Source organism: Bradyrhizobium sp. USDA 4503 (genome assembly GCF_054055815.1).
In genome coordinates, this window is the sequence record NZ_JBSRXS010000001.1 from 6893853 (window position 1) to 6913390 (window position 19538).

Genomic DNA, 19538 nt, shown 5'->3' on the forward strand with positions numbered 1-19538 from the left:
CGCGAAGATTGTCGACGCGCGCCGACGCTATGCACCGGCTTTTTTGAGGGAACCCTCCGGCTCTCCCGGGAGCCTCAGTCCGCGCCGGAGACGCCGGCCTCCGCAAAGGTAGCCATGCCGCCATGACAGGCGAGCGCCGCGCGCAACAGCAGGATCGCAACCCCCGCGCCGGAGCCTTCGCCGAGCCGCATGTTAAGGTCGAGCAAGGGGGCGAGCTCGAGCTCGCGCAGCAATTCGCGGTGGCCGAGCTCGGCCGACACATGTCCGGCGCGGCAATGCGCGAGGCTGTCGGGTTGAAGCCGCGCCAGCGGCAGCACCGCCGCTGTCGCCACGAAGCCGTCGAGCAGCACCGGAATGCAGCGTGCGCGCGCCGCCAGCACGGCGCCCGCGATCGCCGCCAGCTCGCGTCCGCCGAGCGACATTGCGGTGGCGAGCGGATCGTCGATCGCGCCGCGATGCAGCTTGAGCGCCGCATCGATCGTGGTGCGCTTGCGTATCAGCCCGGCATCGTCGACGCCGGTGCCGCGGCCGGCCCAGCGCACTCCGCGCCCGCCCATCAAGGCGGCGCACAGCGTCGCGGCGACCGTGGTGTTGGCGATGCCCATCTCGCCGACCACGAGCAGATCGCATTGCTCGGGCACCGTGCGCCAGCCGGTATCGAGCGCGACGAGGAAATCGGCGGCGTCCATCGCCGGTCCGGTCGTGAAATCGCGGGTCGGGCGCGCCAGCTCGAGCGGCTCGACGCGCAGCTCGGCGCCGGCAAGCCTGGCGATCTGGTTGATCGCAGCGCCGCCGGCGGCGAAGTTCGCCACCATCTGCGCGGTGACCTCGGAGGGATAGGCTGAAACGCCGCGCTCGGCGATGCCGTGATTGCCGGCGAACACGGCGATCGTGACGTGGTCGAGCCGGGGCATCTCACGCCGCTGCCAGCGCGCCAGCCAGATCGCAACCTCCTCCAGGCGGCCGAGGCTTCCCGGCGGCTTGGTCAGGTTCTGCTGGCGCTGCGTGGCGGCCGCGGCACTGGCCTCGTCGCCCTGCGGCAGGTCGCGACAAAAGCCGCGGATGTCGTCTAGAGTACTGAACTGCATGCGATTCCCTCGTCGAGCGGGCCGCAAGCTAATGCATGATCCGGAAACGTGTGAAGCGGTTTTCCCTCGCGACAAATGCGTAGCATTTGCGCGGAGATCATGCCCTAACAAGAAGCTAAAGCGCGATCAGATCGAGCCCGATCTCGTCGCGCTTTAGCCCAATTTCCAGGCCTTCACCATGAATCAATGGCTCGACGATCTCCGGACCGCGACCGCCTTCCTGACCCGCCTGCCGATGCCGCATCCGGACGGCGCGCGGACGGAGAGCTTTGCGCGGGCGCAGCGGCTGTTTCCCCTGGTCGGGGCCGCCATCGGGGCGGCGATCGGCCTGTTTTGCCTGCTGCTGCGGGCGATCGGTGTGCCGGATCTCGCCGCGGCGGCGCTCGCGCTCGGCGGCGGTGCGCTGCTCACCGGCGCGCTGCATGAGGACGGGCTCGCCGATGTCGCCGACGGGTTCGGCGGCGGCCGCGATGTCGCGACCAAGCTCGAGATCATGCGTGACAGCCGGCTTGGCACTTACGGTGCGCTGGCGCTGGTGGTGAGCTTTGCCGCCAAGCTCGCGGCTCTCGCGGCAATTCCGAATGGTCTCGTGGTGCAGAGCCTGATCGCGGCGCACGCGCTGGGCCGCGGCGTGCTGCCATGGATTGCGATCAGCCAGCCTTACGCGCGCAAGGACGGGCTCGCCGCCAATGCCGGAAGGCCTGATGGGACCATTGCCGTGGTCGCGGCCGGCATCGCGCTGCTGATCGCAATCCTCGCCTTGCCGTTCAGCAGCGCGCTGCTGGCGGCGATCGCCGCCGCTGTGTGCGCGCTGGTCATGGCGCTCGTGGCAAAGCGGCAGATCGGCGGCCAGACCGGCGATGTGCTTGGCGGTGCGGAGCAGGTCGCGGAAACCGCGATCCTGGTACTGCTCGCGGCGCGGTTAGGTTAGAGCGTTTTCGAGCGAAGTGGAGACCGGTTCGCGTGAAGAAAACGCGTCAAAATGAAAGCGTAAGCAGAGCATGGATCGCGAAACGCGTTTCTGGCTGATCCGTCATGCACCGGTGGACGGTCCGCGCGGCGTGATCCACGCGCCGGATGCGCCCGCCGACCTCGGCGATGCCGCGGCATTCGCGTCGTTGCAGGCGAGGCTGCCGGCCCACGCTCGCGCGGTCTGCAGTCCGGCGCGGCGCACCCGTGAGACCGCAGCAAAGCTCGGTCTCACGGCAACGGAGGACGACGCCTTTCGCGAGCAGGATTTTGGCGATTGGACCGGCCGGCGTCACAGCGAGATCGAAGCCGAGCTCGGCGCGGCCTATCGCGCGTTCTGGCAATCGCCGGGCAGCAACCGGCCGCCGCGCGGCGAAAGCTTTGCCGATCAGATCGCGCGGGCGCGGGCAGGGCTCGCGCGTCTGCCGTCCGGCGACGTCGTACTGGTCGTGCATTCCGGCACCATTCGCGCGATCCTTGCGATCGCGCTCGAGCTTGCCCCGGAGCTCGCGCTGCGCTTCGTCATCGATCCGCTGTCATTGACGCGGATCGACCGGCTGCCGAATGCATGGCGCGTGGTCGCGGTGAACGAGCGCTGATAGCGCAGTGACTCTTCTTTACCTCGCCCCGCGTGCGGGGTCGGAACGCATCGACAGATGCGTTCCGGGCGAGGGGGAGTCTCCGCGAGACTAACTGGTACTGCGCGCGCGGAGAGGGCCCCTCACCCCAACCCTCTCCCCGTAAGAACGGGGCGAGGGAGTGCAGTCCCGTCGCGGTGTGACATTAGTTCGTTCGATCAACCGTTACCCATTCCGCCGCGCGCCGCGCAGGGTCGGCAGGCCGATGCCGGCGGCGTCGAAGCCGCCGTCGACGGCGAGGATCTGTCCGGTGATGTAGCTGGCGCGATCCGAGCACAGGAAGAAGATCGCTTCCGCCAGCTCCTCCTCCAGCCCATAGCGGTTGAGCGGGATGGCGTCATGATAGTCGGCGCGGATCTCCGGCGTGTGGACGGCCTTGGCCATCGCGGTCTCGACCGGCCCGGGCGCGACGCCGTTGACGCGGATGCCGAGCGAGGCGAGTTCGACCGCGAGCTGCTTGGTGAGATGCGCGAGGCCGGCCTTGCTGGTGCCGTAAGCCGAGCGCAGCGTCGAGGCGCGCACCGCCGAGATCGAGGTGATGTTGACGATTGCACCGCCGCCATGCTCCCGCATTAACGGCGCGGCCGCCTTGGTGCACAGGAACGGGCCGGTGAGGTTGACCGCCATGATCCGGCTCCAGTCGGCGTCCGAGGTCTCCAGCACCGGCGTGAACACGGCAATGCCGGCATTGTTGACCAGCGCGTCGAGCCGGCCGAACCGGTCCGTGATCGCAGAGATCGCGGCTGCCACGCCAGCGGCGTCCGATACGTCGCAGGTCAGCGCCAGCGTGTCGTCGGGCTGCTTCAGCGCCGTGACCGCCGCGCGCAGCAATTCACCCTCGATGTCGAGCAGCGCGACGCGCCAGCCGTCGGCGAGAAAGCGTTTCGCCGCGGCAAGCCCGATGCCACGCGCGGCGCCGGTCACGAGTGCGACTTTGGGGGAAGCGGAATTCATCGGATGGTCCATCGGTCCGGGCAGGAAGTCCCGACCGTCTGCGACCTTTACTCCGACGTGTCAACCCGACGGCGACACGCGGCCTGCTCTCTGTCTCTCCGTCACCCTGAGGCGCGAGCGTAGCGAGCCTCGAAGGGTGCACGGCCCACCAGCCGGGGAGTGTGGAGTATCGGCTTCCTACGGCACGCCGACCCTCTCGCCGCAATCCTGAAGAGCCCGCAAAGCGGCGCGTCTCGAAGGATGCACGGCCCCCAGCCCGGGCCGCCCATCCTTCGAGGATCGCACCGTGGCTTACGCTGCGAGTTCGGCAGAGGCGCGCTGCATGTTGGTGGACATGTCCTGCGTCACGATGCTCTGCTCCTCGACCGCGGCGGCGGTGGAGGTGATGTATTCGTTGACGCCGGCGATCGCCGCCTTGATCTCGGACAGCGAGCTCACGACTTCGGCGGCGATCGAGTTCAGCGCGTCGATTTCCGAGGAGATCGTGTCGGTCGCCTGCTTGGCCTGATTGGCGAGGCTCTTCACCTCGGAGGCAACCACCGCGAAGCCGCGGCCGGCTTCGCCGGCGCGCGCCGACTCGATCGTGGCGTTGAGCGCCAGCAGGTTGATCTGCCCGGTGATGCTCGAGATCATCTCGACGATGCCGCTCATCGCCTGCGCTGCGGCGTTGAGCTTCTGCGCCTGTCCGTCGGCAGCCTCGACCCGGCCGGTGGCGACCGCGGCGTTCTGCTTCGACTTGGTCATGGTTTCCGAGATCTCGCGGATCGAGGCGCTCATCTCCTCGCTGCCGGCGGCGACCGCCTCGATCAGGCCGCGCGCGCTGTCGGCCTTCTTGCGGCCGATCGCCTGCGCGGTGATGTCGGTGGCGTACTTCACCACCTTGTAGGGCTTGCCGTTGAGATCGAGGATCGGGTTGTAGGAGGCTTGGATCCAGATCTCGCGGCCGCCCTTGGCGATACGCTTGTATTCGGCGGCCTGAAATTCGCCGCGGTTCAGCGCCCCCCAGAACTCGCGGTAGCCGGCCGCGCTCGCCTCAGTGGGCTCGACAAACATGCTGTGATGCTTGCCCTGGATCTCGGCAAGCGAATAGCCCATCGCGGCGAGGAAGTTCGGATTCGCGGTGCGGATCGTGCCGTCCATGTTGAACTCGATCACGGCCTGCGACTTGCCGATCGCATCGATCTGGCCGTCATTGTCGGCAGTTTTCACCTTCTGCTGCGTGACGTCGGTGGCGAACTTGACGACCTTGAACGGCTTGCCGCGGTCGTCGAGGATCGGGTTGTAGGTGGCGAGGATCCAGATTTCCTTGCCGCCCTTGCCGAGCCGCTTGAATTCGCCGGCCTCGAACGCGCCCCGGTTCAGCCGCGCCCAGAAATCGCGATAGGCCACGCTGTCGCGATCGGCGGGCGGCACGAACATGCTGTGGTGCTTGCCCCGGATCTCGGCGAGCGAATAGCCCATAGCGCCGAGGAAGTTCTCGTTGGCATTGACGATGGTGCCGTCCATGTCGAACTCGATCACCGCCTGCGCCCGGCCGATCGCGGCGATCTTGCCGGCATCCTCCATGCTGTGGATCTTCTGCGCGGTGATGTCGGTGGCGAACTTGATCACGCCGACCGGCTTGCCACCCTTGTCCAGGATCGGGTTGTAGGAGGCCTGGATCCAGATCTCGCGGCCGCCCTTGGCGATGCGCCTGTACTGCGCGGCCTGGAATACGCCGCGGTTCAGGTCGGCCCAGAACGCGCGATAGTCCTGGCTGCCGCGCGTGGCCGGATCAACGAACATGCTGTGGTGCTTGCCCTTGATCTCGTCGAGCGTATAGCCCATCGCATTGAGGAAGTTCTCGTTGGCGTCGACGATGGTACCGTCGAGCTTGAACTCGATCACCGCCTGCGATTTGCCGATCGCGGCAGTCTGCGCCAGCGCATTCTCGATCTTGGCCTTGTTGCTGAAACTGAACATCAGGGCTCCGTGAAGGTCCAAATAAAAGGGATGGGGAAAAGCGGATCGCGGCAACTCACGGAAAGGTTGCAGCGAGCCGTTTAGCATCGGTAAAGCCTGTTGCTCGCGCGCGCTTGGCACGAACTGCATAACGCCAAGTTCCGCGCATGCATCCGCCTCAATTCGCAAAGGTTTTTTTCAGAGTGCACGTTATCATCCACAGGCAGCACGCGATGTTCACCGTAATCATACGGACGAAAATCGATGATGACTTTCGTCTGATGCGGGGTGATTGAAACGCGTCTAGTTCAGCGATGCTGATGGACCTATTACGAAGCCTGATATCGCCGGCCACTTTTCACCGATCGATGCCGCGACGTGATTCGCGTCCTCGATGAATGTGCGTCGCGTTCGATGCTTGGTCCACGCCCGCCGACCGCAATAAGAATCGCCATAAAAATATCACGGCACGAGATGTCGGAAGGGCGGTCCCGGGCTCGTCCTCCGGTCACTCATTCCATGATGGAGTTCCGATGTCGCTTACCCTGCATTACCATCCGCTGTCCTCGTTCTGCTGGAAGGCGCTGATTGCGCTCTATGAGAACGGCACGCCATTCACGCCGAACATGGTCAATCTCGGCGATCCCGCCGAGCGCGCGGCGCTGCTCGCGCTGTCGCCGATCGGCCGATTTCCGGTGCTCCGCGACGAGACGCGGGATGAGACGGTGCCGGAATCGAGCATCGTCATCGAATATCTCGACCGGCATTATCCCGGTGCCGTCAGGCTGATCCCCGAGGACCCGGACCTCGCGCTGCAAATCCGGCTGCGCGATCGCTTCCTCGATCTCTATGTCCACCTGCCGATGCAGAAGGTCGTCGGCGACCGGCTGCGGCCTGCGGACAGCAAGGATCCGCATGGCGTCGCCGAGGCGCGGGCGCAACTCCGCACCTCCTATGCGATCCTGGATCAGCAGCTCGATCCGCGACGCGCGCGTGGCGGCTGGATGATGGGCGAGCATTTCTCGTTGGCCGATTGCGCGGCCGCGCCGACGATGTTCTACGGCAACAAGGTCGAGCCGTTCGGAGATGGCCATCGGCATCTGGCCGCCTATCTCGAGCGGCTGATGGCGCGGCCGTCCTTCGCGCGCGTGCTGAGGGAGGCCGAGCCCTATTTCGGCATGTTCCCGCGGGAAACCTGACGCAAGCCGGCCTCCGACCCGGTTCCAAAAATAAATCGTGGCGGGATGTCGCTTTCGCGCCGCCCCGTTCGTCATCTCGCTGAGGCCCGGGTTTCCGGAGCGCTGGTCGCTCCGGGGCCCCGGGCGAATACGTGTGGGAGACGACATGGCTGCAGCTGGCAACAGGGCGGAGATCATCCGCTCCCTCTTCGCCGCCTACCTCGCCAATGACCGCGCGAGCGTCGAGGCGGCGTTCGCGGAGGATTTCCGCTTCTCGACGCCCTATGGCGAGAACATCGACAAGCCGACCTATTTCGCCGAGTGCTGGCGCGACTCCGGCTGGATCGGCCGCCACGAGATCGAGCGCATCATGGTCGACGGCGTCGAGGCCTTCGTCACCTATCGCTGCGTCGCCCGCGACGGCAAGAGCTTTCGCAACACCGAGTTCTTCGTGTTCGACGGCGACAAGGTGTCGCGCATCGACGTCTATTTCGGCCCGTCGCACCAGGACGGCGAACTTGTCAGGCAAGACCGCTGAGGGCTGTGGCGAGCGATGCAATGACCTCCCAAATAATTTTGCTTGGCCTGTCGGCGTGGCAAGCCCCGCGTCGTCCTTGAGACGAGCACCGGAGATACCGGCAAAGCAGCTGAACAAGACAACGGAGCAGGACGATGAAGTTCATGGTGATCGTGAAGGCGAACAGGGACACCGAGGCCGGCGTGATGCCGAGCACCGAGCTGCTCGCGGCGATGGGCAAGTTCAACGAGGAGATGGTCAAGGCCGGCGTGATGCAGGCCGGCGAGGGGCTGCATCCGACCAGCAGGGGTGCCCGCGTCAAATATGCCGGCGGGCAGAGCACGGTGTCGCGCGGCCCGTTCGGCCTGAGCAGCGATCTGGTCGCCGGCTTCTGGCTGATCGAGACCAAGTCGCTCGATGAAGCGATCGACTGGATGAAGCGCGCGCCGTTCGACGGCGGCTCCGAGATCGAAATCCGCCAGGTGTTTGCCGCGGAGGATTTCGGCGAGGCGCTGACGCCCGAGCTGCGCGAGCGGGGAGAGCGCCTGCGCGCGCAGGTGGGCAAGAAATGACACCCGACGTCATTCCGCGATATCGCGCCGGCGATGCGCCCGGAATACATGATCATCGTCGCAAGTCGTGGATTCCGGGCCGGCGCCGCGTGGGGCTTCCCGGCATGACGAGGGTGAAGATTGCGAGTTACTCAACAGGCAAGGAAATCCGACCAATGCGTTTCATGATGCTGATGATCCCGCTCGGCTACGAGTCCGCGCCGGCCAAGCTCGAGCTCGACCCCGAACGGGTCGCCGCGATGATGCGGTACAATCAGGCGCTGAAGGACGCCGGCGTGCTGATCACGCTGGAAGGCCTGCATCCGCCGGCCGCCGGCGCGCGCGTCAAGTTCGACACCGGCGTGCCGGTCGTGATCGACGGCCCGTTCACCGAGGCCAAGGAAGTGATCGGCGGCTTCTGGATGATCGAGGTCGCCTCGCGCGCCGAGGCCATCGAATGGGCCAGCAAGTGCCCGGCCACCGCCAACGAGATGATCGAGATCCGCCAGGTGCAGGAGATGGCCGATTTCTCCGAAGAGGTGCAGCAGGCGGCCGCCACCTTCGAGCATCCGCAGGGCGGCTGGGGCAAGGCGCTGCGCTGAACATTCAACGAGAAACGATGCCGCTTCAAAGCGTCACCGTATCACCGAACCATCGTCCACCAACAACGACCACAACGGAGACGCAACATGAGCACCAACACCTTCCTCGCCGTCTATCTCGGCGGCGGTAAAACCGGCTCGCGGATGGCAGCCTGGAACGCGCTGCCCGAGGCCGAACGCCGTGCCAAGGAGCAGCAGGGCATGGCGGCCTGGGGCGCCTGGGTCGAGAAGCATCATGACGTGATCGTCGAGATGGGCGGACCGCTCGGCAAGACCAAGCAGGTCGGGCAGGGCGGCGTCACCGACATCGCCAATCTGATGACCGGTTTCACCGTGGTGCGCGCGCCCTCGCATGAAGCGGCGGCAAAGCTGTTCGAGAACCACCCGCATTTCTCGATCTTCCCGGGCGAGGCCGTGGAGATCATGCCGGTGCTACCGATCCCGGGCCGCTAAGGCGGGAGAATTCACCTCCCCTTGAAAAGGGGGTCGCTTTGCTCGCCAGAGCAAAGCGGGTGGGATCTGCTCTCCCCGCATACAGCGTCGACTGCGGCTGACCCCCTTTCAGGGGGAAGGAGAAGATCGATCCATGCTTGAGCCGGGGTACTGCCGTCAAGCGCGTGCAGCGAGGCCGCGTCACACCCGTTAATCTTGATGGACGCGTTGCCGCCCCGCTAGTGACCTTTACCGCGGGCTCATGTAAAAGCCGTTCACATGAGCTGGCGCAAGGACCAAGGCCGCGCCGAGCGCGGCTATCATCACGGCAATCTCAAAGAGGCGTTGCTGCAGGCCGCGCTCGACCTGATCTCGAAGAAGGGGCCGGCCGGCTTCACCTTCGCCGATGCCGCGCGGATGGCCGGCGTCAGCCCGGCCGCGCCGTACCGCCACTTCCGCGACCGCGACGAGTTGATCGCCAGCATCGCGCAGCGCGGCTTCGAGCAGTTCGAATCGCTGCTGACGCAGGCCTGGGACGACGGCCGCCCCGACACCGTCACGGCGTTCGAGCGGGTCGGCAAGGCTTATCTCGCCTTTGCCCGCGAGGAGCCCGCGTTCTATTCCGCGATGTTCGAATCCGGCCTGCCGGTCGATTCCAATCCGACCTTGATGGCCGCAAGCGAGCGCGCCTTCGCGATCATCCGCGCCGCTGCCGAGCGGCTCGCGGCACTGGCGCCGCCCGGCATGCCGCGTCCGCCGGCGATGATGATGGCGCTGCACATCTGGGCGATGTCGCACGGTGTCGCCTCGCTGTTCGGCCGCGGCGATGCCGCGCGGCGCAAGCTGCCGATGTCGCCGGAGGATCTGCTCGAGGCCGAAGTGCTGATCTATCTGCGCGGCCTCGGCTTCCCGACCGACCGCCGGCCTGGAACCGCGGCCGCCGACGACAAGCCGGCCGGCGAAAGGTCTGGTCCTTGGGGCAAGCCGAAATAAGGTTCAACGGCCAAGCCAAAAATAATCCGAGGGGTGCGTCACCCGCGCTGCTTGACTTTCCCAAGGGATCGGTTACCTATGTAAATGTTATTTACATTCACAACGGCGTGATGCCGTGATGGAGAAGGAAATGGCCTACACCGCTGATGTCAATCGCTGGCGCGGCCCCGTCGAAGAGCCCTACCGTCCCTACTTCTACGCGACGCCGTGGCATCCCCTGAAGATCGCCGGGATCATCCTCGGCTTCATGATCTGGTGGCCGATCGGCCTCGCCCTTCTCTTTTTCACACTCGGGAGCAGAAAGATGGCCTGTTGGAGTCACTACGATCAGGATCGCTGGGCGAACAAGATGGAGCGCATGCAGGACAAGATGGAGCGGATGAAGAGCCGCATGGAGCGCCGCGGCTTCCCGTTCGGCGGCTTCGGTCCGCCCTCCAGCGGCAACCGTGCCTTCGACGAGTACCGCCAGGACACGCTGCGCCGTCTCGAGGAGGAGCAGGTCGAGTTCAAGAACTTCCTCGATCGCCTGCGCCACGCCAAGGACAAGGAAGAGTTCGACGCCTTCATGGCGCAGCACAAGACCCGTCCGACCCCGCCGACCGACCAGCCGCCGCAGAGCTGATCGCGCGAGGCAAGCGCTAGCCTTCAGGCGATGTGCCCCCATAGAACCTGATGGCCCTGAGCCGCCCGTTTGCGATGAGCAAGCGGGCGGTTTGCATTTTGGGATGGTGACGCCCACTCTATCGTTTGGGATCCGGACGATGAGGTGAAGACTATGGCGGGATCAGCGACAGTGACGGCCGGCGAGCTCTGGCTTGCGATCCGGCGCGAGGCGGAGGCGGCGATCGCTGCCGATCCGTTCCTCGAGGCGTCGGCCGCCTTCATTCTCGATCAGGGCGACCTCGGCGGGGCGCTCGCTTTTCTGATCGGCCGGCATATCAGCCGCGCGGAAGAGGATCGCGCACAGTTCGCGCGGACCGCCCGCGAAGCCTATGCGGCCGAGCCCGTGCTGGTCGATGCCGCGGCCACCGATCTCACGGCCATCGTGCGCCGTGATCCCGCGATCACGGGCTTCCTGCCGCCGCTGCTCAACTTCAAGGGCTTCGTCGCGCTGCAGGCCTGGCGGGTGTCGAACTGGCTGTGGCGCCAGGACCGCCCCGACCTTGCGCTCATGATGCAAAGCGCGACGGCGGACCAATTGCAGATCAGCATTCACCCGTCGGCCCGGATTGGAACGGCGGTTTTCCTCGATCACGGCACCGGCATCATCATCGGCGCGCTGGCCTCGGTCGGCGACGAGGTCACGATTTTGCAGAACGTCACCATCGCGCGGCATCAGGATGATCCGCGCCGCGCGCCGAAGATCGGCCACGGCGTGCTGCTCAGCGCCGGCGCCACGGTGATCGGACATCTCTCGATCGGCGATTTCGCCAGGATCGGCGCCGGCGCGCTGGTGACGACGGATGTGCCCGCCGGCTGCACCGCCATCGGCGTGCCCGCGCGGCTGACCAATTGCGCGGAGGCGGGCACGCTTTCGTGAGGTGAGCACCCCTCTCAGGCACCCTCTCCCCTTGTGGGAGAGGGTGGGGTGAGGGGTGGCCCCGGGCGAGACGGCGAGAGATAGGGCAATCGTTGATCAGCGTGCGCAGCGGGCGTCGCTAATCCTCATGGAGAGCGGAGCAAGCGGTACCCCTCTCCCCAATCCTCCCCCACAAGGGGGAAGGGAGTCCGACTAGCGCGCTCGCCTCACTGCGTGATGCGACGGGACCGTCGCCGCCTTAAACATTCGACCCATGGATCGCGTCAACCACCGCATCGGTGACTTCCTTCGTCGTCGCCTTGCCGCCGACGTCGGGCGTCAGCACGCCGGCCGCGCACACCTTCTCGACCGCGGCCATCAGGCGCGCCGCGGCGTCCTTCTCGCCGAGATGCTCCAGCATCTGCGCACCGGTCCAGAACGTCGCGACCGGGTTGGCGATCCCCTTGCCGGTGATGTCGAAGGCCGAACCGTGGATCGGCTCGAACATCGAGGGATAGCGGCGCTGCGGGTCGATGTTGCCGGTCGGCGCCACGCCGAGGCTGCCGGCCAGCGCGCCGGCGAGGTCGGAGAGGATATCGGCGTGCAGATTGGTTGCGACGATGGTGTCGAGGCTCTTCGGATTGAGCGTCATCCGCACCGTCATGGCGTCGACCAGCATCTTGTCCCAGGTGACGTCGGGGAAGTCCTTCGCTACCTCGGCCGCGATCTCGTCCCACATCACCATGCCGTGGCGCTGCGCGTTCGACTTGGTCACCACGGTGAGGAATTTGCGCGGCCGCGACTGCGCGAGCTGGAACGCATAGCGCATGATCCGCGTCACGCCGACCCGGGTGAAGACAGCGACTTCGGTGCCGACCTCTTCCGGCAGGCCCTTGTGTGCGCGGCCGCCCATGCCGGCATATTCGCCTTCGGAATTCTCGCGCACGATCACCCAGTCGAGATCGCCGACGCCGACATTGCGCAGCGGCGAGGCGACGCCGGGCAGGATCTTGGTCGGCCGCACATTGGCGTATTGGTCAAAGCCCTGGCAGATCGGCAGCCGCAGGCCCCACAGCGTGATGTGGTCGGGCACATCGGGTGCGCCGACCGCGCCGAAATAGATCGCGTCGAAGTTCTTCAGCTCCGCGAGCCCGTCGGCCGGCATCATCACGCCGTGCTTCTTGTAATAGTCCGAGCCCCAGTCGAAGGTCTTGACGTTGAAGCTGATGTCGCCGCTGCGCTTCGCCAGAGCCTCCAGCACGCGGACGCCCGCGGAGATCACTTCGGGGCCGATGCCGTCGGCGGGGATGGCGGCGATGGAATGGGTACGCATGGGTTGTCTCCGGATGAGTGGTTAGCGGGTTCGCATGGGATTTGGTTGCGGTTCGGATTGTGCCGGCGCGCTCTGCGCGCGCGACAGCAGCAGCGTGAGCACGGCCGAGAGCACCAGGAGGCCGGCGACGAAATAAAGACCGCCGTCGAAACTGCCGGTGCGTTCCTTGATCCAGCCGATCATCGCCGGCCCGACGAAGCCGCCGAGATTGCCGATCGAGTTGATGGTGGCGATCCCGGCCGCGGCGGCCGAGCCGGACAGGAACATGGTCGGCATGCTCCATAGCGGCGGCTTCGACGAGGAGATGCCGATATTGACCAGGGTCAGCGCCGCGATCACGGCGGCAAGGCCGGTCCACAGCCCGGCGAGCGCAAGTCCCGCCGCGGCCATCAGGCAGGCCAGCACCACGTGCCAGGTGCGCTCGCCGGTGCGGTCGGAATGTCGCGCCCATAGCACCATTGCGATGACGGCAACCGTCGCCGGTACGGCGTTGAGGAAGCCGACCTGGATCGACGACAGGCCGAACGCCTTGATGATCTGCGGCGCCCACACCCCAAGTGTGTAGAGCCCGGCCGAGGTGCCGAAATAGACCAGAGCCAGCGCCAGCACCCGCGGGTCGGCGAGGCCGCGCCAGATGCTGTGGCTCGCGGTCGTGGCCTTGCCGTCGTTCTCGGCCTTCATGGTCTTGACCAGCCAGGCGCGCTCGTCGTCGGCCAGCCATCTGGCCTGCTCCGGCCGGTCGGTCAGGAAGCCCAGCACGACGAAGCCGAGCAGCACGGCGGGCACGGCCTCCAGCACGAACAGCCATTGCCAGCCCTTGAAGCCGAGCAGTCCGTCCATCTCCAGCAGCGCACCGGAGAGCGGCGAGCCGAGCACGGTCGACAGCGGCGCCGCCGCCATGAACAGCGCGGTGACGGCGGCGCGCTGCCGCGCCGGGAACCAGTAGGACAGATAGAGGATGATGCCGGGGAAGAAGCCGGCTTCGGCGGCGCCGAGCAGGAAGCGCAGCACGTAGAAGCTGGTCGCACCCTGCACCAGCGCCATCGCCGCCGAGACCAGGCCCCAGGTGATCATCACCCGCGCGATCCAGATCCGCGCGCCGATCTTGTGCAGGATGATGTTGGAAGGCACCTCGAACAGGAAGTAGCCCCAGAAGAAGATACCGGCGCCGAAGCCATAGACGGTCGGCGACAGGCCGATGTCCTTGTTCATGGTCAGCGAGGCGAAGCCGATATTGACGCGGTCGATGAACGCCACGAAGTACAGCAGCATGATGAACGGCACGATGCGCAGTGAGATCTTGCGCAATACGCGCGCGCCAAGCTGGCTTTCCATGGGCTTCTTCCCCCGGGTTCGTCTTGTTTGTTGGGACGGCGCCTGTCGCACGCCATCGCAAAGCCTAGAAGCTCGCGCCCTTCCGCTTCAACCCACGCCGGTTTATACAAAAAAATGATATAATCGGACCCGGTCTCACTTGGCGTCGTGCCCGGCCTTGTGCGGGGCATCCACGTCTTGGCGGCAAAGAAAGACGTGGATGGCCGGGACAAGCCCGGCCATGACGAACGCGGGGCATAAGGAAGCGACGTCTTGGAACTGCACCAGCTTCGTTGCTTCGTCGCGGCTGCCGAGGAGCTGCATTTCGGCCGCGCGGCGCAGCGCCTGCAGATGATGCCGTCGGCGCTCGGCCGCCACATCAAGCTGCTGGAGGAGGATCTCGGGGTGCGGCTGTTCGCGCGCACCACGCGCGCGGTGTCGCTGACCGAGGACGGCGCTGTGCTGCTGCGCGAGAGCCGCGCGCTGCTCGGCCGCGCTGAGGCGATCGAGAACGGCTTTCGCCGTCGGCTGCGCAAGCCACAGGCGCGCCGCTTCCGGATCGGCGCGATCGACAGCGCGGCGGCCGGCCTGCTGCCGCCGCTGCTGCGCGACCTCCGCGCCGCCCATCCTGATGTTGCCGTGCAACTGCTCGAGGAGAAGACCATCCGCCTGCTGCCGAAGCTGCTGTCTGGCGCGCTCGACCTCGCCTTCGTGCGCCCGCCGGAGCGGCCCGACCGCCGCATCGAGTTTGTCCCGCTGTTGCAGGAGACCGCCGTGGTGGCGCTGTCGCACAAGCACGCGCTGGCGCGGCGCAAGCAGATCGTGCTGCCCGACATCGCGGATCAGCCCCTGATCGTGCCGGAACGCCGCTCGCGGCCGCACAGCCACGATCTGACGACAAAACTGTTCGACGAGGCCGGACTGACGCCGCGTATCCAGGAGATCGCCGACGAGAAGCAGACCATCGTCAACATGGTCGCAGCAAGGCTCGGCGTCGCCATCGTGCCGCGCTGGACCGCACGGATGGCGATATCAGGCGTCCGCTTTGTGCCGCTCCGCCTGACGCGCGGCAGCAGCGCCGGCCGCCTGCCGCTCGCCGCCGCCTGGCTGAAAGGCTCCCGCGATCCGGTCCGCGACCAGGTGATCGCGGTGCTTGAGGCAAGGTTGAAGAGTTACGCGCGCGAGGCGTGAACACGTCTCTCTCTCTCTCTCTCTCTCTCTCTCTTCATTCCGGGGCGTGCGAAGCGCGAGCTCGGAATCCATTCCACCACGCGTTTTGCGGATCGATGGATTCGGGACCTGTGTTGCAAAACGCGGAGCCTCTGTCTTCAACCAATGGAAGGATCATTCGATTTTTCAACCGTGTCGTCGCGAGGCGTGGAGCGCGGTAGTGCCTGTGCCCATTTCGGCGGCAGAAAGTTCCTCGATCAACTGAAACGCATGGCGCAGAAAGTTCCAACGATCCCGTTCTGCTTCGACCTAATGTGAATCGCGGCGCAATGCTCGCGAGAACCAAGGCAAGTCTGATGTCACGCTGTTGCATCGATGTTCCGCTTCAACGGATACGATTGCAGTGCGCCGCCACATAAGCGCCCTTTGTTACTTCTTGAATGCATGTCGAGTAACAACCGAAATCCCGAGCCGCATCATGGCGGCTTTGGACCAAGGGAAAGTGATGATGTGGACAGCCCGACACTGCTCGATCCGTCTGCTTGTTGTGCTTGCGACGGCAGTCTCCTCACTCCCAGCCATGGCTCAGGTGAGCAAGGGCAGTCCTTCCGCCGTGGCACCCGCAGCGCCCGCCGTACCAACTGCGGCACCGGCCTCGTCGAGCAAGGTCTCATTAGGTGCCATTCGGTGGGACAATTGGAGTCTCGACAGTCCCTATGGGCAGGTCCTGGCCGACCCTGGATTGCGCGCGCGCGCTCCGTATTACACAGAGCGTCTGCCGAACGGAAATCTCGGTTTTCCCGGAAACACCGAACGAGCACTGAATGCGGACGTGCATTACGCGAAGTCCGCAGGCTTGGATTATTTCATCTTCGGCTACTACCTGGAGAGTTCTTCCTGGGGACGCGATCCCAGTCGAGCCGTGGCGCTCAATCGGGCGTTGGGAAATTTTCTTCGGCTTCCAGACAAGCTCGGCATCAAATACGCGCTGAATTTCAACCTGTCATTCCCCCCTCGTGATGTGCCGATGGTGAGTGATGCAATCAGCAAAGCGGTAGCCGGGCCGGATTACATGCGGGCGAGCGACGGCTCGGCGCCTGTGTTCTTCCTGCTTGGTACGATGACCCCGTGGATAAAGGGGCTTGGGGGTGAAGAGGGTACAAAGGCGGCCCTGAAGGATATGAGGGATCGGGTCAAGGCCGCGACCGGCCGAGATCTCTACCTGGTTGCCTTGCTCTTCAACCTGTCCGAGACGGAGCCCGTTGCTCACAGGATAGGATTTGATGCGGCGAGTACATATGCGACCGCCCTTGGGTCGAATGGAAAATCCCTGCCGTACGCCAGTTGCGCGGCTCTTGCACAGAAAGCCTGGCAAGCCGAAGCCCAGAATGGTTCTGGAGGCTTCCTGCCAACCGTGACGCTTGGCTGGGATTATCGACCGGCTTTGCGCGATCCTCAGGAACTGAAAACTCGCAAGCCGAATCCGGACTGGTGTCAACCTGCCACCGATGAGGAATGGACACGGCAAATCCGTGCTGCAATCAGTCAGGCGGCCAACAATCCGCGCAACGATCGCTTCAAGAGCGTTGTGATCTATGCCTGGAACGAGAGCTCCGAAGGCGGCTGGATTCAGCCGACGCTGTCTGAAGGCGTGCGGCGTCTCAAAGTGATCGCCAACGCGGCGGGCCGACGCCCGACACTTCCGCCGTTCAAGCTGGTGTGGCCGACGCGGATCGATCCGAAGGCGTGTGCCGTCGGTTCGTCATCGATCTCAACTACAACGGCTGGCGCCGGGTGCAAATCGGCCAGTGATTCGATGACAACTGCGTGGCCATGTCCGCCAGGCATGCAGATTGCAGGCGAGGAATTGCGCCAAGCACCGTCGGAGGATGGAGAAAAAATACCGCTTATCTGGCAGGAGAGGCTCTGCACGCCACAGGGCAAACAACAGCGATCAGTTAATTGAGTCAATATCGACAGGGGGTTCCCAATGGATGAAGTCTGGAGTGATGAGAATACCTTCGTGATCAACAACATGAAGTTTGGCCTGATCAGGCAGAACTTCAATGATGCCAGGACGACGAAGGATTCCATCGCGATCATCAAGAACCGCGGGATGATTGATCGCTACAAAAGCCTCATTCGCGAGAACGGGGTTACCAATATCCTGGAATTCGGCATCTTCGAAGGTGGTTCGGCTTTGCTTCTTGCCGCGATCGAGGAACGTATCAAGTTCGTCGGGATCGATATCAGACCTGCGAGCCCAGCGGTGCTTGGCCTGATCCGCGACCACGGTCTGACGGACCGCGTCAAATTATACTACAATACGTCGCAAGGCGACACCGCGCGCGTCCAGACCATCATCAGGACGGAATTCCCCGGCCAGCGAATAGATATGATTATCGACGACGCCTCGCATCAATACGAGCTCTCGCGAGCAAGCTTCGAGGCGTCGTTCCATTATCTCAAGAGCGATGGTCTCTATCTGATCGAAGATTGGGCCTGGGCTCATTGGGAGGAGCCCTATCAGACGCAGCAATGGACCGATATGCCCGCCCTCACCAATCTGATCTTCGAGCTCGTCATGCTCTGTGGAAGCCGGCCCGATATCATTTCGGAAATGAGCGTTCAGAAGGCGATAGCCATTTTCCGCAAGGGCGAACAAGAGGTCGGAAACTTCAGCCTGTCAAAGCTCTACCGTCATCGCAACAGGTGGACCCCCGCACTGTGACGACGCGCCCGGCTCTTGCCGGAGAGCACACGAGCTCGATCGCTTCCCCCACAACGCGTTATGCCCGGCCTTGCGCCGGGCATAACGTCTTGGCTGCATAAAAAGCTGTTCGAGGCCGGGCTGACGCCGCTTATCCAGGAGATCGCCGACGAGAAGCAGACCATCGTCAACATGGTCGCAGCAAGGCTCGGCGTCGCCATCGTGCCGCGCTGGACCGCACGGATGGCGATATCAGGCGTCCGCTTTGTGCCGCTCCGCCTGAAGCGCGGCAGCAGCGCCGGCCGCCTGCCGCTCGCCGCCGCCTGGCTGAAAGGCTCCCGCGATCCGGTCCGCGACCAGGTGATCGCGGTGCTCGAGGCAAGGTTGAAGAGTTACGCGCGCGAGGCGTGAGGCTGCCTCGTTGCGTGATGCCTCGACGGCCGATGAATGATTTTGGCCGGTTGACCTAGGTCAACGCGACCTGCGCTGGCCGGGTGAGCGTGCCCGGCATGGCGAAGCGTCAGGACTGGGTCATGATCGCAGGGTGCGTCGCTACCGCTTTGGCGGTGGTGGCGCTCGTCGCCCTTTTCTCTGCCTGAGCTGTGTCGCCCCCGTAGTGTTACGGGGATGTCCAGCTAGGCCCCGGAGATAACTGGGTAATTCCCAAAGCTCGAACACCGCTGGCACAAACTGCACTGGCTTGCCGAGTTCCGCCCGGCATAGCTTCCCCTTCCAACGTAGGGCGGCGTTATGGGCAACCTACTTTACAGCGTGTTTGTCGTACTGATGGGGCTAAGCCCGGTCATCCTCGTGGCGATTGCCATGTTCATAAATTGAGGGCCAGGGCTGTGTCTTTCGGCGTGCCAACCACTGATCCATTCCGCTGGCGTGCTTAGTTACTAAATCCGCGATGCCTTAACCTGGTGAAAGGTTGACGTCAGCGCGGGCGTGTACGCTCGCGCCCATGAATTGGGACCTGCTGTATTTCCGCCTCTCGCTCGTCTGGATGGCGATCACCGCTGCCATGCTGGTCTATGTGCTGGTCGCATAGGGCTGCCTCTTCGCATAGGGCAGCCTCTCCGTCGCCGAAGGCGTTCCGCCGGTATTTTCCCCACGCCAATCGGTGATTTGCCGACGGACAACTCAGCAAAACGTGTCAAGTCCCCGCACGGAGCCCATGGGTGCGATCGACACCCGGCTTTCCCGCGCCCTCAGTTCAAGAGAGGGCGGATTGAAAAGTCAAAGCTCGGGCAATTCATATCGCGAGAGCGCAGAAGTTTGTTTTACTCGCGGCTCCACACACTCAGTGTCGTCCCGGCGAAAGCCGGGACCCATAACCACAAATGCCGATTATTACGCACCGTTGGAATAACGAGTCCCGTCAACAACACCCGCCGCGGCGTATGGGTCCCGGCCTGCGCCGGGACGACACTGAATTTGAGGCGCGCAGGCGGGCCTCGCAATCTGCACCACGGATTCGCCGTTGTCTCGGCCTTCGCCAGGACGACGCGGAGAGAACTGCGCACGGGTCTGCCTTCGCTCCGGCGCAGGTAGCCAACGGTTCCCATCCAGGCAGGTTTCCGGCAAAGCTGTCGACCGGGACGTCACTCTGCCGGCGCGGCTCAAATC

19 protein-coding genes are annotated in these 19538 nt (G+C 64.7%); 14 read left to right on the forward strand and 5 right to left on the reverse strand.

The annotated features are described in order from the left end of the window. Nucleotides 1-74 precede the first annotated feature (74 nt). Nucleotides 75-1088 (reverse strand): nicotinate-nucleotide--dimethylbenzimidazole phosphoribosyltransferase, encoded by a 1014-nt coding sequence (gene cobT / locus ACVMIH_RS32855; protein ID WP_092087585.1) that lies wholly within the window; start codon nt 1086-1088, stop codon nt 75-77. Nucleotides 1089-1266: 178 nt separating this feature from the next. On the opposite strand from cobT, the gene cobS reads away from it, so the two are divergent. Together cobS and ACVMIH_RS32865 are read left to right on the forward strand one after the other, a co-directional pair. Next, on the forward strand, nt 1267-2019 hold the full coding sequence (gene cobS, locus ACVMIH_RS32860; RefSeq protein ID WP_168857852.1) for an adenosylcobinamide-GDP ribazoletransferase: 753 nt from the start codon (nt 1267-1269) through the stop codon (nt 2017-2019). A 70-nt stretch (nt 2020-2089) separates the two neighbouring features. Further along, complete coding sequence (locus tag ACVMIH_RS32865) at nt 2090-2656, forward strand: histidine phosphatase family protein (RefSeq protein WP_253624965.1); 567 nt, start codon at nt 2090-2092, stop codon at nt 2654-2656. Nucleotides 2657-2860: 204 nt separating this feature from the next. Here ACVMIH_RS32865 and ACVMIH_RS32870 read toward each other — a convergent pair whose 3' ends face one another. Both ACVMIH_RS32870 and ACVMIH_RS32875 read right to left on the reverse strand, forming a co-directional pair. Beyond that, complete coding sequence (locus ACVMIH_RS32870) at nt 2861-3649, reverse strand: SDR family NAD(P)-dependent oxidoreductase (RefSeq protein ID WP_456864662.1); 789 nt, start codon at nt 3647-3649, stop codon at nt 2861-2863. Nucleotides 3650-3940: 291 nt separating this feature from the next. Then, nucleotides 3941-5611 (reverse strand): methyl-accepting chemotaxis protein, encoded by a 1671-nt coding sequence (locus ACVMIH_RS32875; RefSeq protein ID WP_456864664.1) that lies wholly within the window; start codon nt 5609-5611, stop codon nt 3941-3943. Between the two features lie 512 nt (nt 5612-6123). On the opposite strand from ACVMIH_RS32875, the gene ACVMIH_RS32880 reads away from it, so the two are divergent. From ACVMIH_RS32880 to ACVMIH_RS32915, 8 genes are all read left to right on the forward strand, one after another. Beyond that, nucleotides 6124-6789 (forward strand): glutathione S-transferase family protein, encoded by a 666-nt coding sequence (locus ACVMIH_RS32880; RefSeq protein WP_456864666.1) that lies wholly within the window; start codon nt 6124-6126, stop codon nt 6787-6789. A gap of 145 nt (nt 6790-6934) precedes the next feature. Next, a complete protein-coding gene (locus tag ACVMIH_RS32885; protein WP_057016222.1) occupies nt 6935-7306 on the forward strand; it encodes a nuclear transport factor 2 family protein in 372 nt (123 codons plus the stop codon). A 134-nt stretch (nt 7307-7440) separates the two neighbouring features. After that, on the forward strand, nt 7441-7857 hold the full coding sequence (locus ACVMIH_RS32890; RefSeq protein ID WP_253624962.1) for a YciI family protein: 417 nt from the start codon (nt 7441-7443) through the stop codon (nt 7855-7857). Between the two features lie 155 nt (nt 7858-8012). After that, nucleotides 8013-8438, forward strand: coding sequence for a YciI family protein (locus tag ACVMIH_RS32895; RefSeq protein ID WP_092087574.1), 426 nt, complete (start codon nt 8013-8015; stop codon nt 8436-8438). Nucleotides 8439-8525: 87 nt separating this feature from the next. After that, the gene (locus tag ACVMIH_RS32900) at nt 8526-8891 is read left to right on the forward strand and encodes a YciI family protein (protein ID WP_057016224.1); all 366 of its coding nucleotides are present in this window, start codon (nt 8526-8528) and stop codon (nt 8889-8891) included. Nucleotides 8892-9149: 258 nt separating this feature from the next. Next, nucleotides 9150-9863: a TetR/AcrR family transcriptional regulator gene (locus tag ACVMIH_RS32905; protein WP_050385230.1), complete on the forward strand. Its 714-nt coding sequence runs from the start codon at nt 9150-9152 to the stop codon at nt 9861-9863. Between the two features lie 130 nt (nt 9864-9993). After that, a complete protein-coding gene (locus ACVMIH_RS32910; protein ID WP_057016264.1) occupies nt 9994-10485 on the forward strand; it encodes a DUF2852 domain-containing protein in 492 nt (163 codons plus the stop codon). Nucleotides 10486-10638: 153 nt separating this feature from the next. Then, nucleotides 10639-11403, forward strand: a complete 765-nt coding sequence (locus tag ACVMIH_RS32915) for a serine O-acetyltransferase (protein ID WP_057016225.1) — start codon at nt 10639-10641, stop codon at nt 11401-11403. 238 nt (nt 11404-11641) lie between these two features. Here the strand turns inward: ACVMIH_RS32915 and ACVMIH_RS32920 are convergent, their stop codons facing one another. Together ACVMIH_RS32920 and ACVMIH_RS32925 are read right to left on the reverse strand one after the other, a co-directional pair. Continuing rightward, nucleotides 11642-12715: a tartrate dehydrogenase gene (locus tag ACVMIH_RS32920; RefSeq protein ID WP_456864668.1), complete on the reverse strand. Its 1074-nt coding sequence runs from the start codon at nt 12713-12715 to the stop codon at nt 11642-11644. Nucleotides 12716-12736: 21 nt separating this feature from the next. Then, nucleotides 12737-14050, reverse strand: coding sequence for an MFS transporter (locus ACVMIH_RS32925; protein WP_057016227.1), 1314 nt, complete (start codon nt 14048-14050; stop codon nt 12737-12739). A 252-nt stretch (nt 14051-14302) separates the two neighbouring features. On the opposite strand from ACVMIH_RS32925, the gene ACVMIH_RS32930 reads away from it, so the two are divergent. The 4 genes from ACVMIH_RS32930 (at nt 14303) to ACVMIH_RS32945 (ending at nt 18320) form a co-directional block, all read left to right on the forward strand. Continuing rightward, nucleotides 14303-15220 (forward strand): LysR family transcriptional regulator, encoded by a 918-nt coding sequence (locus ACVMIH_RS32930; protein ID WP_456864670.1) that lies wholly within the window; start codon nt 14303-14305, stop codon nt 15218-15220. A gap of 457 nt (nt 15221-15677) precedes the next feature. Next, complete coding sequence (locus tag ACVMIH_RS32935; RefSeq protein ID WP_456853310.1) at nt 15678-17165, forward strand: hypothetical protein; 1488 nt, start codon at nt 15678-15680, stop codon at nt 17163-17165. Nucleotides 17166-17189: 24 nt separating this feature from the next. After that, complete coding sequence (locus ACVMIH_RS32940; RefSeq protein WP_057016230.1) at nt 17190-17930, forward strand: class I SAM-dependent methyltransferase; 741 nt, start codon at nt 17190-17192, stop codon at nt 17928-17930. Between the two features lie 60 nt (nt 17931-17990). Beyond that, complete coding sequence (locus tag ACVMIH_RS32945; protein WP_456864672.1) at nt 17991-18320, forward strand: LysR substrate-binding domain-containing protein; 330 nt, start codon at nt 17991-17993, stop codon at nt 18318-18320. The last annotated feature ends 1218 nt before the right edge of the window (nt 18321-19538 follow it).

What these genes read in the sequence shown, in the direction of transcription:
- cobT (WP_092087585.1), bottom strand. Translation starts at nt 1,088, where the DNA reads ATGCAGTTCAGTACTCTAGACGACATCCGCGGCTTTTGTCGCGACCTG.
- cobS (WP_168857852.1), top strand. Translation starts at nt 1,267, where the DNA reads ATGAATCAATGGCTCGACGATCTCCGGACCGCGACCGCCTTCCTGACC.
- ACVMIH_RS32865 (WP_253624965.1), top strand. Translation starts at nt 2,090, where the DNA reads ATGGATCGCGAAACGCGTTTCTGGCTGATCCGTCATGCACCGGTGGAC.
- ACVMIH_RS32870 (WP_456864662.1), bottom strand. Translation starts at nt 3,649, where the DNA reads ATGAATTCCGCTTCCCCCAAAGTCGCACTCGTGACCGGCGCCGCGCGT.
- ACVMIH_RS32875 (WP_456864664.1), bottom strand. Translation starts at nt 5,611, where the DNA reads ATGTTCAGTTTCAGCAACAAGGCCAAGATCGAGAATGCGCTGGCGCAG.
- ACVMIH_RS32880 (WP_456864666.1), top strand. Translation starts at nt 6,124, where the DNA reads ATGTCGCTTACCCTGCATTACCATCCGCTGTCCTCGTTCTGCTGGAAG.
- ACVMIH_RS32885 (WP_057016222.1), top strand. Translation starts at nt 6,935, where the DNA reads ATGGCTGCAGCTGGCAACAGGGCGGAGATCATCCGCTCCCTCTTCGCC.
- ACVMIH_RS32890 (WP_253624962.1), top strand. Translation starts at nt 7,441, where the DNA reads ATGAAGTTCATGGTGATCGTGAAGGCGAACAGGGACACCGAGGCCGGC.
- ACVMIH_RS32895 (WP_092087574.1), top strand. Translation starts at nt 8,013, where the DNA reads ATGCGTTTCATGATGCTGATGATCCCGCTCGGCTACGAGTCCGCGCCG.
- ACVMIH_RS32900 (WP_057016224.1), top strand. Translation starts at nt 8,526, where the DNA reads ATGAGCACCAACACCTTCCTCGCCGTCTATCTCGGCGGCGGTAAAACC.
- ACVMIH_RS32905 (WP_050385230.1), top strand. Translation starts at nt 9,150, where the DNA reads ATGAGCTGGCGCAAGGACCAAGGCCGCGCCGAGCGCGGCTATCATCAC.
- ACVMIH_RS32910 (WP_057016264.1), top strand. Translation starts at nt 9,994, where the DNA reads ATGGCCTACACCGCTGATGTCAATCGCTGGCGCGGCCCCGTCGAAGAG.
- ACVMIH_RS32915 (WP_057016225.1), top strand. Translation starts at nt 10,639, where the DNA reads ATGGCGGGATCAGCGACAGTGACGGCCGGCGAGCTCTGGCTTGCGATC.
- ACVMIH_RS32920 (WP_456864668.1), bottom strand. Translation starts at nt 12,715, where the DNA reads ATGCGTACCCATTCCATCGCCGCCATCCCCGCCGACGGCATCGGCCCC.
- ACVMIH_RS32925 (WP_057016227.1), bottom strand. Translation starts at nt 14,050, where the DNA reads ATGGAAAGCCAGCTTGGCGCGCGCGTATTGCGCAAGATCTCACTGCGC.
- ACVMIH_RS32935 (WP_456853310.1), top strand. Translation starts at nt 15,678, where the DNA reads ATGGCGGCTTTGGACCAAGGGAAAGTGATGATGTGGACAGCCCGACAC.
- ACVMIH_RS32940 (WP_057016230.1), top strand. Translation starts at nt 17,190, where the DNA reads ATGGATGAAGTCTGGAGTGATGAGAATACCTTCGTGATCAACAACATG.
- ACVMIH_RS32945 (WP_456864672.1), top strand. Translation starts at nt 17,991, where the DNA reads ATGCCCGGCCTTGCGCCGGGCATAACGTCTTGGCTGCATAAAAAGCTG.